Origin of the sequence: Pseudomonas sp. ICMP 10191 (genome assembly GCF_001467335.1) — a bacterium.
In the GTDB taxonomy this organism is placed as follows: Bacteria; Pseudomonadota; Gammaproteobacteria; order Pseudomonadales; family Pseudomonadaceae; genus Aquipseudomonas; species Aquipseudomonas cerasi.
On record NZ_LKGW01000046.1, the window covers coordinates 22,135 to 33,705 of the forward strand.

An 11,571-nucleotide genomic window follows, 5' to 3' on the forward strand; every position below is an offset into this window, starting at 1 on the left:
CGCTGATTAATTGAAAGGACCTCGCATGCTCAATCTGGATTGGCTCAGCAACCACATGCACCACAGCGACACGATGGCGCTGTGGCTCCATCGGCAGTTCGATTACGAGTTTGCATCGCAATCACTCGCTGACTGGCAACTGGACTTTTCTCAAGGACAGGCAAATGGTAATTGGAAGTGCCTGATTGCCATGGAGGATGGTGAGTTGCTGGGCGGTGCATCGCTGGCCAGCGACGATCTGGCCGAGCGTCCGGATCTTGGGCCTTGGCTGGCGTGTGTTCTGGTAAAACCGGAAGTGCGAGGCAGGGGCGTTGCAGGACAGTTGATCGACGGTATTTGCAGTCATGCAAGGTCTGTCGGTATCACCACGTTGTATCTGCATACCCATGATCAGCACAGGTTCTACGGCAAGCGCGGTTGGCGGATGTTGGAGCGTATTGAGGCGTGGGGCAAGGAGCACTATCTGATGTCGCGGGATCTCTAGAGATCCTGTGTTGTATCGGTATTTGGAGCGCTTATCGGCACGGGGATGAGTCTTGCGTTCAGGGTGACGCGGAGCGTCACGAACTGCATTCCCACGCGGAGCGTGGGGACGATAATCATTGCTCGAAACTCCGTTTTCTTGCCGAAGAAATACTCAGCGTTAGCCCTGTTTGTCAGTCAACCAACTGCACCAGACTCGGCTCCATCCCATCTGAATTCATTTCAAGTATTGCCAGCGTCACCGGGAGTTTGAAACGCCGCCGTCCGGCGCCGCCAGGGTTCAGATACAGCGTGTCGCCGCGCCAGTCTATGAGGGGTTTGTGTGAATGGCCGGTCACGACCAGTTTCACGCTGTCATCCAATAACGCTGGAACGTCGGCGATGTCGTGTACCAGCAGGACTTGCCAGCCGTCGATGTCGAAGCGCAAGTGATCGGCAATGGGGGTTGCCCAGTCTGCATCCATGTCGTTGTTGCCGCGCACAATGTGTAGTGGGGCGATGGCGGTCAGTTGCTCGACGATGTCCTGGCTGCCGATGTCACCGGCATGGATGATCTGTGCGCAGCCCTGTAGCGCAGCGATGGCTTCAGGACGGAGCAGTCCGTGGGTGTCGGAAATCACACCAACTTTCATACGGGGGCCTCGGGTCTGGGGCAGGGTAGAAGCGCAGTGTAACGCGTTGCGCTTCTACGGCCAGTTACAGGATGCGCGTTATTGGCCGCACCCAAGCGCCAATACCAGCCGCTCCAGCCCGATGCCAAACCCGGCACCCTCTCGATAGGCGCCGCCGCCAACTACTTGCTGCTGCGCGCCCAGGCGTGAACACCGTACCTCGAAGCCGTTGCCTTCCAGGTAGTAGCTCAGGCCCCGTTTCACGGCGGTATTGAGTTCATAGTCCAGGCCCAGCGAATCCAGAAAACCGGTGCAGATGGCCTGGCTGCGCAGCAATGCCTGCTGCGGTGAAGGGCTGAGGATTTCCAGCCCCAGCTGGGTGAATTCGCGATAGCGTCCGGCTTGTGGCCGCTCGTAGCGATAACAGCGTGCCACGTAGAAAAACAGTGCTTCACGTCGCCCCTCAAGCAGCGCTTCGCTGCGTTCCTGAAACAGCGCTGTGGCTTCGGGTATCAGGCAACAGGCGCGTCCGGCCTTGTCCTCGAAGGCCCACATCTGGCCGATAATTTCGCTGCCGCCGGCTTTTTCGATAAAGGTGTCCTGGCCCCATAAGGCCGGCACTATCGCTTCCTCAGCTCCGGCTTCGATGAAGATAGCTCCGGAAACGGTTTTCTGTGTCACGCAGGGTTGAGGCTTCTGTTCCGGTCACGATGCGGGTTCCGCGTAGCATGGTCATGAGGGATGATCTCCAGTTTTTTCAGGCAATAAAAAAGGCGCCGTGGGCGCCTTGGTCGGTTTCACTGATGAGTCAGAATGTGGATCTATATCTGGCCAATCGATGAGCACAAGCAACCGCAGCACCTTGAAGCGGGCTGTGGTGGTGATGTCGGTTGCTTTGGGGAAATTGATTCATGGCTGATCCTTGCATGCTTTAACGCATCGCTCAAGTCGCGGTGTTGACGGACACGGTTTATCTGAGCCGCGCCATGCTCAAGGCATCGACGAACAGGCCATCGCGCACCGCGTAGTTGCGCAGCCGGCCCTCTGTTTCGAAACCGAATTTGCGATACAGACCCTGGGCCGCTTCGTTGTCGACATACACGGTAAGCTCCACCCGGTGCAGGTTCATCCAGTTGTCTGCGATGTCCAGTGCGGTTGCCAGCAACTTCGAGCCGACGCCTTTGCTCTGCCAGGCCGATGCGACGCCCATGCCGATAGCGCCGACATGGCTTTGCCGACTGCGCGAATACTGCTCCAGGCCAATGCTGCCAATCACCTCGTTGCCATGGAGCGCGACCAGCTTCACGTGTCGCTCGGTACTGGCAGCCAGGCGTTTGCGCCAGACTTCAATGGACTGATAAGGCATTTGCAGCACCTGACGGCACACCGCAGGCTCGTTATAAAGTGCAGTGACACCTTCGAGGTGAATGTCGGCCATGCGCTGGATGAGGATTTGCGGGGCAGGGGCGTGCACGTTGATTCGTTCCTTGAATTGCGTTTGGTGGTGAGGCTAAAAGAGCGTTCTTACGGCGTAGCTGTCGCCGTGTCATACCGGTCAGACAATATATTCGGGTTTGCCCATCGCTTGCCATTCTGCAAAACGGGCATCTATGACTGGGGACAGTTTGTCGTAATTGGCCCAGGTGTCTTCAACGCTGTAGAAGCACTTTGGCAGCGGATCATGCTGGCCGCAATGGGTAAAATTGAGATCGGCGCCACCGCGACTCAAAAAGTAATGCATTTAAAACAACCGAATTGAATGAGTGCCAGCGACACCGCCATTCTGTTCGCACTCATCAAACAAGGAATGACCCTGCCAATGACGGAGCAAAAAATTTACGGTGTTGAAGGCGAAAGCGAGGACTTTCGTGTCGCGGTTGCCAGTGCGCAGCGCACCTTCAGATTCTTCTGGCGCGAGATGTCCTGGGAGCGTCGCCGAATTGTGAAAGCGCTGGACCTGGCTGCGGTAAAGGTGTCCTTCACGACTGACTCAGCCGATCCCGACAGCCCATCGGTTGAGAACATGTGGGTCACGGATATCGATTTCGACGGCCTGACCCTCTCGGGCATTCTCATGAATGAGCCTGTGTGGGTGAGTTCGATCAATGTCGGGGACCCTGTGTCGGTTTCCCTGGAGCGCTTGAATGACTGGGTCTATGTGTTTGGCGGTCGCGTATTCGGCGGTTTCACTATCGATACCCTGCGGTCCGGCATGTCTGCGGCCGAGCGCATCGAGCATGACCAGACGTGGGGGTTGGACTTTGGTGAGGCGGGGACCGTTATGCTTGTTCCGGCAGCAGAGGGCAAGTCACCGGTCTGCTTCTCTCGCGCACTGGACAGTGCAGCGGATAAACGTGCCTTGAACGAGCTGGGGCGGCTTGAGCATCCGATGGGACTGAACGCACAGGGTGCCGTGGAAGAGGGCCTTCGGGGTGATCCGGGTCTGGCCACTGACTACGACGACTCGGGCTGGCAAATGATCCATCGCGAAACCCTCGCCGGTAATTGCAATTTCGTCGCTACGCTTCTGTACATGGGGGCAGATTCTGCGGCGACCAACAGCAACGGCCATGACGTACTGACGCTTGCGCGTATTGCAGGATGGCCGAGAACCATCGAGCTGTTGGAGGGGGATCGGTCGAACCTTGAAAAGCACGTACAGCGTCGCGGTTTTCCAGCCTGGCCCATTGGGCTGACGATGTCGGTCATCGGGGTGGTCGGCCTTTATTTTGCTGCCTTGAGTCAGTCGACAGGTTCTCTGATTGTCAGAAACGATAGCCTTCTCAGCACTGGGCTTTTCATTGCCCTTGTCTGGTTCCTTGGCCAGGGTCTTATTCTCTGTACAGGTCCCTGGTATTTTCGACTCCGGGAGCGCACGCCGATATGGGGCAAGGCCAGAGCGCTGGATTTGCTGGCAATGCTTATCGGAGTATTGCTCGCTTTCTTCCTGCACGATCACTTGGGCAATTACCTGCATCCCCTTTAAAACGTCCCGCGCCAAAACAGGCTATTGCTTCCACTTCTTCATAAGTGTACCGTTGTGTTCACTTATGAAGAGGGTCGCACCATGTTAGCCACTTCGCTCGTTCAGCTGTCACAGGAGCCCATCAAGCCAGGTATCGGCGCGCGTATTTTCAACGGCAAGCAGGAACTGCTGTCGGGTCGATTCGCTGGGGAGATCCGGGAGCTGCTGGAGCAGCGAGGGGTGTTGGTGTTCCCGCAGATTCATTTCTCCGATGCAGAGCAAATTGCCTTTACCCGCACGCTGGGTACGTTCTGTCCTGAACCCGGCGATGGGCAGAACATCACCAGGATCAGCCTGGATGTGAAAGAGAACCCGGCAGGCGCGGAGTTTCTAAAGGGCTCGCTCTACTGGCACATCGACGGTACGAGCAGTGATTCACCCATTCTGGCATCGTTGCTGTCTTGCAAGGTGCCCGCCACGTGGGGAGGCAACACGGGGTTCTGTAACACTTACGCGGCGTACGAGGGGTTATCCAGCGCTGATAAACATCGTTACGAAAGCTTACGAGTAATTCACGCGCCATGGGCATCGTTACTCTATTACAATCCAGAGCCTGGCCTTGCGATGCTCGAGGCCATGCAGGCTATCGGCGAGAAGGAGTTGCCGCTGGTCTGGAAGCACCGATCCGGGCGCAAGTCGCTGATTCTGGGCTGCACTGCGCAGCAGGTCGTTGGCGTCGGCCTGGCGCAAAGTGCGCGGATTCTGGTCGGCCTTCGCGAATGGGCCACGTCCGAGGCGTTCAGTTACAGCCATGTATGGCAGGTCGGTGACCTGGTGATATGGGACAACACCGGCACCATGCATCGGGCGGAAGCCTATGACCCTGAGTGCGGGCGAATGATGCACCGTACCAAGTTGCAGGGCGAAGAGCCCTTCGCCTGATGCGCCGACCGCGAGAGCAGGGCGCCGCCCTGGCTTTTATACTGAGTAGCTCATTGTGAGCCACATCGTTTTGCCGGAATTGGAGAAACGAGAATGTGCAGACCTAAAGAACCCATTGCGGGTATTTTTCTGTTGTTGGTCCTGGCCGCAGGTGGTTGGGTGGCTCAGGAGCCGTTTCCTCATTTCGGGATTGATCTGCCTGCTGAAGCCTTGCTGGACGGCGATCACCCGGTCACACCTGTGCCGCCCCGATATCGCCTGCAACTCGACGAAGGCCAGTTCAGCAGCGCCTTGTTAGAGTCCGTGCCCCTGTATGCGCTGGCAGAGCAGCCTGTCAGCCCGTGAGTCGACAGTGCTGCTTCAGTGCGCAGGCCCGGGTCAACTGCCTTCGTTGATGTTGGCGAAGAAAATGCACCCGATCAAGCGGGCGAACAGGGTCAGGGTTTCCGACAGATCGGGGTCGTCAAACAGCGTCGGGCTGGAGTCCAGCGCGCACAACGCGCCATACAGTTGTCCGTCGGGAAGGTAGATTGGCACTCCGGCATAGCTCTCGATGGCGTAGCGTTTCACCACCGGCAGGTTCGCGTACCGGCCGTTCGTGCTTATCTGTGGCACGAACAGCGCTTCGGGGTTGACGCAAAACTCGTTGCAGAGCGTGGTTTCGAGTTTGAACACGTCGCCGTCGTCGATACCCAGGTCTGTCGGGTCATAGACAGAGCAGGCGATCCAGTCGGCATCGGTAAACTTGGCAATACCGGCGAAGCGCATGCCTGTCAGGCGGGTAACAAGTCGCAGTACATTGGTCGTGGCCTCGATCTCGGCAATTGCAGAGCGCTCCTCGATGGTCAATAAGCTGCTTTTTGAGGCGATCAATTCCAGACTCATGCACTTCTCCAGAATACCCAAATGTGCGTAAAGGCCCATGCTAACTGACTCGGATGGAAATGCCATCGGGGTGAACCACGCCCCAAGGGATTTATTTTCAAGCGAAATATTGACGCCAGTTTTAAAGTTTTAATCCGCGCTGCCGACATTTGTGAATTGTATAGATAGATGGCAAGGACAGGCCTCTTGCATTCCACTGATGACCAACAAAAGAGCGACTCCCTGTGATAAATACTCTGAGCAATATTTCGGTAAGGTCCAAGCTCGTGCTCGGGTTTGCTTTGGTCATCGTACTGACGGTGCTGATTGCGCTGACAGGCTGGACAGGCATTACTTCACTGAGTGAACGAAGCGAGCGGATTTCCGATATCGGCAAGCTGGGGGCGCTCACGCGAGATGTCCGCATAGCCCGATTGGCCTATTCGGTCAATTATGACGCCGAGCGCGCCAGCAACTGGCTGAAAGCACTCGAAAGTCTCGAAAATCATGTGAAGTACGCGCAGCAGGTGTTCGACTCGCCGTTGAATACACCGCTGGTCAATACTGCCGCAGATGCCTTGAAGGATTACCGCATCCACTACGACAACCTCATGCAGGCAACCGCTGCCCGTGAGGCGACCCGTTCGGTATTTGGCCAGTACGCCGATGCAGGCGCTGACGATTTGCAAAAACTGAACGCTATTGCCCGATCCGATGATGGTACTCCCGCGCAGCGCGATGCCATCGTGCAGGCGATGACGCTGTTCCAGAAAATGCGCTTCGACTTGCGTGGCTACACCTATTCGCTGAAATCGGAAAACCGTGCTCCAGCGGAAACATCGATGAACACGGTTATCGAGTTTGTCAGAAATCTGCAAGGTTTCGAGGGTCAGTCGGCGACCATCAAGCACCTTGTGGACTCTATGCTGAGCTACCAGAACACCTTGAATCAGTTCACCGCGGCGCAGGCCAGGATTGAGCAGGCTCAGGCAGGTATCACTAAAGACATCGGCATCCTGTTTGAATGCGCTGACAAACTGTCCGAGAATCAGGTCAACCTGAGAGTGGAAGATGTGAGCCAGGCCAAGATGCTGCTCTCTGTCTGGCTGATTGCAGCGTTGATCATGAGCGCCCTGGCAGCATGGGTTATTACCAACCTTATCGTAGGCCCGCTGCGTGAAACACTGAAACTGGCCGAACGTGTTGCTGACGGTGATCTGACGAACAACCAACTGGTCACCCGCAAGGATGAATTGGGTCAGTTGCAGGGCAGTATGATGCGCATGACCGGCAACCTGCGGGAGCTGATTGGTGGCCTGCGCGATGGCGTGACACAAATCGCCAGTGCCGCCGAGCAGTTGTCGGCCGTCACCGAGCAGACCAGCGCCGGCGTCAACAGTCAGAAGAACGAAACCGATCAGGTCGCCACTGCGATGCACGAAATGTCTGCGACCGTTCAGGAAGTCGCACGCAACGCAGAGCAGGCGTCACATGCTGCGGTCAACGCCTCGAAAGAAGCTCGCGAAGGCGACGGCGTAGTTTCCAAGGCTGTAGCGCAGATCGAGAAGCTCGCGACTGAAGTTACTCACTCCAAGTCCGCGATGGACGAGCTCAAGAACGAAAGCAACAAGATTGGTGGCGTACTCGATGTCATCAAGGCCGTTGCCGAGCAGACCAATCTGCTGGCCCTCAACGCTGCCATCGAAGCGGCGCGTGCGGGCGAAGCAGGCCGGGGTTTCGCGGTGGTGGCTGACGAAGTGAGAAGTCTGGCCCAGCGCACGCAGACGTCGACCGAAGAGATCGCGGCATTGATCAGCGGCCTGCATACCCGCACGGCGCAGGTAGCAACCATCCTCGACAACAGCCAGGCGCTGACTGCAAACAGTGTCGAGCTGACGCGCAACGCGGGTGTTTCCATCAATAACATGACTCAGGCGATCTCGACGATCGAGACGATGAACCATCAGATCGCCGCAGCCGCCGAAGAGCAGAGCGCCGTTGCCGAAGAGATCAATCGCAGTGTTCTGAATGTGCGAGACATCTCCGAGCAGACGGCTTCTGCGAGTGAAGAGACCGCTGCATCGAGCGTAGAGCTCGCTCGTCTGGGAGTGCATCTGCAAAGCCTGGTCAGTCGATTCCGGGTCTGACGTTCATTCCCGGTAAACCCCGGCGCGCACCATAAAGGCTGCGCGCCGGAGTCGACCCGGTGACCCTCCGGCGGTAACTTCTTACCGTCCCCAGAGCCCCGTCGCATACTCCACAAAACTTCTCAGCTTGGGCAATCGATAACGGTCCTGCACATACAGCAGGGTCGTCGGTCGTCTGGGCAAATGGTAGTCGGGGAACAGTGCAATCAGCCGGCCCTCCTGCAGGTCTCGCTGCACCAGCGCATCCGGAAGCATCACTACCCCCAGGCCTGCCCGAGCCGCCTGATAAAGAGCGGCGGAAGTGTTGGCAACCATCGAACCGCTCACGTCCACCAGCACTTCGCCTTCGGCGCCGGTCATACGCCACTGCGTACCGGCCGTGCGCCATTCGTCTCCCGCCGGATAGGCGAACGCCAGGCAGTTATGCCCGCGAAGTTCCGCTGGATGGATCGGCGTGCCGTTGCGGGCCAGATAGTCCGGCGCGGCGCAGATGGTCAAGGTGTAGTCCTGCAAGGCGCGCGCGATCAGTGGCGAAGATTCCGGAATGTTGCCCAGGCGAATGGCGACGTCAAATCCATTGTCGATCATGTCCAGACGCTGATTGGTCAGCACCAGATCGAGCTTGACCTCGGGAAAGCGCCGCGAGAATTCGACGAGCGCAGGTGCCAGCACCTCCGAGCCGAATGTCAGCGGCGCGGTGATGCGCAGTGTACCCGTGGGATCCCCCTGGGCCTGCTCGGCCAGTTGCTCGGACTGGGCCACCAACCCCAGTACTTCCAGACAACGCTCGTAATACGCGGTACCGAATTCTGTCAGACGCTGGCGACGTGTGGTGCGCTGCAACAGGCTGACGCCCAGGCGCTCCTCCAGTGCGCGCAGGTGATTGCCCACCATGGTGGTGGAAATCGAACACGCTTGCGCAGCCGCCGTCAGGCTGCCTGCCTCGACCACTTTCACGTACACCCGCATTGCCAGAAACAAATCCATTATCAATCTCAGCTTTAAAATGATTGAAGTATTTCGCTGTTTATCCATTTGAGGTGGTTAACGATACTGCAAAAACCGAAACATACCCAAGGAGCTTCACCTCATGACCGCCACCTGCCTGATGAGCACTTACCAACCTCTGGCCCTGAGTTTCACCCATGGTCTGGGCACACGTCTGTGGGACCGGAGTGGGCGCGAATACCTCGACGCCGTGGCGGGCGTGGCAGTGACCAATGTGGGGCACTCGCATCCGCTGCTGGTCGAGGCGATTCGTGATCAGGCGGGGCTGCTGTTGCACACGTCCAATCTGTACACCGTCGACTGGCAGCAGCGCCTGGCGCAGAAACTGACGGCCCTGTCGGGGCTGGACGCAGTGTTTTTCAACAATTCGGGTGCCGAGGCCAACGAGACTGCGCTCAAGCTGGCGCGCCTGCATGGCTGGCACAAGTACATCGAACGGCCTCTGGTCGTGGTCATGGAAAACGCCTTTCACGGCCGCACTCTGGGCACATTGTCGGCCAGTGACGGGCCGGCTGTGCGTCTGGGTTTCAGCACCTTGCCGGGCGATTACATCAAGGTGCCATTTGGCGATCTGGCGGCGTTCGACAAGATTTGCGCGACCTATGGGCACCGGATCTGCGCCGTGCTGGTCGAGCCGATCCAGGGCGAGGGCGGCGCGCAGATGGCCCCGGCCGGGTATCTCAAGGCCTTGAGGGAGCGGTGCACGCGGCGTGACTGGCTGTTGATGCTCGACGAAATCCAGACCGGCATGGGCCGTACCGGCAAGTGGTTTGCCTTTCAGCATGAGGGCATCGTTCCAGACGTCATGACCCTGGCCAAGGGGCTCGGCAACGGCATACCGATCGGTGCCTGCCTGGCGCGGGGCAGGGCGGCGCAACTGTTCACGCCCGGCAGCCACGGCAGTACCTTCGGCGGCAATCCGCTGGCCTGCCGGGTCGGCTGCACGGTGATCGATATCATCGAACAACAGGCGCTGGTGGAAAACGCCGCACTGCAAGGCCGGCAGTTGCTGGACGGGCTGCGCAATGCGCTAGGAGCTCACTCGAACGTGCTGGACGTTCGTGGCCAGGGTTTGATGATCGGTATCGAATTGCGCCAGGCCATACCTGAACTGACACGCATCGCAGCCGAGGAACATGGCCTGCTGATCAATGTCACTCGGGGCAAAATCGTTCGCCTGTTGCCGCCCTTGGTGCTGGACGCCGCTGAAGTGGCGCAGATCGTCCAACGCCTGACGGCAAGCCTGGACCGCGCCTGTGATCGGTCGTTTGCACGCTCTGCCTGACGCAACGGATTAAGGAAAAGGATTACATCGGGCTGTACCAGGATGACCCATATGCGGTAGAACAGACCAGCATCGTGTCGGTCTGTACGCGATGGCTACCCAATGGATTTGAAAGGAGCCCACCATGTTAATCCGGTCCCTGACCCTCGCCACCCTGCTTGTCGCTGCCGGTACAGCGCTTGCTGCCGACAGCGACGGCCCTTTGGCACAGGAGCGCGGCAAGTCGCGTCCCTTGATCATCATCGCACCCAGCCAGGCTGATCCGGCGCTGGGTCACCTCAAGGACGCGCTGAAGGAACCTGCCAATCATAAAGATTTCACGGAGCGCAATATGGTGCTGTTCACGGTGGTGAATACTATCGGCGAACGTGACGGCAAAAGCATGGACCCGCAGTCGACCATGGCCTTGATTCGTGAATTGAAGCTGGGCGCAGGCGTCGGTACCAAGGTCATTCTGGTGGGCAAGGACGGCGAGAAAAAGATCGATAAAACTATCGGGAAGTCAGAATCCATAGACCTCAAAGAGATCTTTGCCACCATCGACCAGATGCCGATGCGCGAGCAGGAAGCCGTGGCGCCTGCTCCAGAGCCGCCAGCCAAGCCCGCGCCTGTCGAAAAACCGGGCAAACCGGTCAAGGGCGGGGCGCCCGGCAAGACGCTGGACGACTGAGTGAACGGCGTAGCGCGCGGCAATCGCGCGCTGCGCCTGACGCGCTGCTCAGGTCATTCGCCGCGAATGTACTGCTCGAGCTGCTTGATAAGACTCGCCTGTTCTGCAATGGCTTCCTTCACCAGGTCACCGATGGACAGCAGGCCCAGCAACTGCCCGCCTTCAACGACTGGCAGGTGGCGCAGATGGCTGTCGGTCATGATGCTCATGCACGCCTCGACGCTGCGCTGCGAGTCGACAGTAATCACTTTGCTGCTCATGATGTCCCTCACTGGTGTACCCACCGACGAGCGCCCCTTGAGGACCACCTTGCGCGCGTAGTCGCGCTCACTGATGACGCCCACCACTTCGTTGCCCTCGACCACCGGCAGCGCACCGATGTTCTTTTCAGCCATTAACCTGAGTGCGTCGAGCACCATCTGATCCGGGCCAATGGTATGCACTTGCTGGTTCTGCAGGTCTTTCAATTTCAGTAGCTGGGCGACAGTTTTCATGGGGCTCTCCGCGATCGGGACCTGGCTGGCTGTAGTGCATTGCCGGAACCACTACAGAATCATCCAGCGCGCAGCATCGAGCAAGCAGTAAATAAAGATCAC

Annotated in this window: 13 protein-coding genes and 2 pseudogenes; 9 read left to right on the plus strand and 6 right to left on the minus strand. The window is 58.2% G+C overall.

The window, feature by feature from the left end; genetic code table 11:
* The first annotated feature begins 25 nt into the window (after positions 1 to 25).
* The gene (locus tag AO388_RS05080) at positions 26 to 484 is read left to right on the plus strand and encodes a GNAT family N-acetyltransferase (protein ID WP_003369114.1); all 459 of its coding nucleotides are present in this window, start codon (positions 26 to 28) and stop codon (positions 482 to 484) included.
* Between the two features lie 172 nt (positions 485 to 656).
* Here AO388_RS05080 and AO388_RS05085 read toward each other — a convergent pair whose 3' ends face one another.
* The 3 genes from AO388_RS05085 to AO388_RS05095 form a co-directional block, all read right to left on the minus strand.
* Positions 657 to 1,115 carry a metallophosphoesterase family protein gene (locus AO388_RS05085; protein WP_058416139.1) on the minus strand — a complete coding sequence of 153 codons (459 nt, stop codon included), beginning with the start codon at positions 1,113 to 1,115 and terminating at the stop codon, positions 657 to 659.
* 78 nt (positions 1,116 to 1,193) lie between these two features.
* Positions 1,194 to 1,775 carry an ATP phosphoribosyltransferase regulatory subunit gene (locus tag AO388_RS05090; RefSeq protein WP_032609613.1) on the minus strand — a complete coding sequence of 194 codons (582 nt, stop codon included), beginning with the start codon at positions 1,773 to 1,775 and terminating at the stop codon, positions 1,194 to 1,196.
* Positions 1,776 to 2,064: 289 nt separating this feature from the next.
* On the minus strand, positions 2,065 to 2,568 hold the full coding sequence (locus AO388_RS05095; protein ID WP_025990900.1) for a GNAT family N-acetyltransferase: 504 nt from the start codon (positions 2,566 to 2,568) through the stop codon (positions 2,065 to 2,067).
* Between AO388_RS05095 and AO388_RS29135 the strand changes: the two genes are divergently transcribed.
* The 4 genes from AO388_RS29135 (at position 2,563) to AO388_RS05115 (ending at position 5,346) form a co-directional block, all read left to right on the plus strand.
* The gene (locus tag AO388_RS29135; RefSeq protein WP_058416140.1) at positions 2,563 to 2,853 is read left to right on the plus strand and encodes a hypothetical protein; all 291 of its coding nucleotides are present in this window, start codon (positions 2,563 to 2,565) and stop codon (positions 2,851 to 2,853) included. The genes AO388_RS05095 and AO388_RS29135 overlap by 6 nt on opposite strands.
* Before the next feature lie 60 nt (positions 2,854 to 2,913).
* On the plus strand, positions 2,914 to 4,080 hold the full coding sequence (locus tag AO388_RS05105) for a YegJ family protein (protein ID WP_236713897.1): 1,167 nt from the start codon (positions 2,914 to 2,916) through the stop codon (positions 4,078 to 4,080).
* An 81-nt stretch (positions 4,081 to 4,161) separates the two neighbouring features.
* Positions 4,162 to 5,001, plus strand: coding sequence for a TauD/TfdA dioxygenase family protein (locus AO388_RS05110; RefSeq protein ID WP_054081535.1), 840 nt, complete (start codon positions 4,162 to 4,164; stop codon positions 4,999 to 5,001).
* A gap of 93 nt (positions 5,002 to 5,094) precedes the next feature.
* Positions 5,095 to 5,346 (plus strand): hypothetical protein, encoded by a 252-nt coding sequence (locus AO388_RS05115; protein ID WP_003434260.1) that lies wholly within the window; start codon positions 5,095 to 5,097, stop codon positions 5,344 to 5,346.
* 33 nt (positions 5,347 to 5,379) lie between these two features.
* Here AO388_RS05115 and AO388_RS05120 read toward each other — a convergent pair whose 3' ends face one another.
* Positions 5,380 to 5,886: a GAF domain-containing protein gene (locus tag AO388_RS05120; protein WP_003434258.1), complete on the minus strand. Its 507-nt coding sequence runs from the start codon at positions 5,884 to 5,886 to the stop codon at positions 5,380 to 5,382.
* A 224-nt stretch (positions 5,887 to 6,110) separates the two neighbouring features.
* Between AO388_RS05120 and AO388_RS30180 the strand changes: the two are divergent.
* Positions 6,111 to 7,157: pseudogene (locus AO388_RS30180) on the plus strand (methyl-accepting chemotaxis protein); the annotation flags it as partial.
* A gap of 255 nt (positions 7,158 to 7,412) precedes the next feature.
* Positions 7,413 to 8,012 (plus strand): annotated as a pseudogene (locus tag AO388_RS30185) (methyl-accepting chemotaxis protein); the annotation flags it as partial.
* Between the two features lie 81 nt (positions 8,013 to 8,093).
* Here the strand turns inward: AO388_RS30185 and AO388_RS05130 are convergent.
* Positions 8,094 to 8,999: a LysR family transcriptional regulator gene (locus AO388_RS05130; protein ID WP_003369133.1), complete on the minus strand. Its 906-nt coding sequence runs from the start codon at positions 8,997 to 8,999 to the stop codon at positions 8,094 to 8,096.
* A 103-nt stretch (positions 9,000 to 9,102) separates the two neighbouring features.
* On the opposite strand from AO388_RS05130, the gene AO388_RS05135 reads away from it, so the two are divergent.
* A complete protein-coding gene (locus AO388_RS05135) occupies positions 9,103 to 10,305 on the plus strand; it encodes an aspartate aminotransferase family protein (protein WP_058416142.1) in 1,203 nt (400 codons plus the stop codon).
* A 124-nt stretch (positions 10,306 to 10,429) separates the two neighbouring features.
* A complete protein-coding gene (locus tag AO388_RS05140; protein ID WP_003434251.1) occupies positions 10,430 to 10,975 on the plus strand; it encodes a DUF4174 domain-containing protein in 546 nt (181 codons plus the stop codon).
* Positions 10,976 to 11,028: 53 nt separating this feature from the next.
* On the opposite strand, the gene AO388_RS05145 is transcribed toward AO388_RS05140, so the two are convergent.
* On the minus strand, positions 11,029 to 11,469 hold the full coding sequence (locus AO388_RS05145) for a CBS domain-containing protein (protein WP_003434249.1): 441 nt from the start codon (positions 11,467 to 11,469) through the stop codon (positions 11,029 to 11,031).
* Between the last annotated feature and the right edge of the window lie 102 nt (positions 11,470 to 11,571).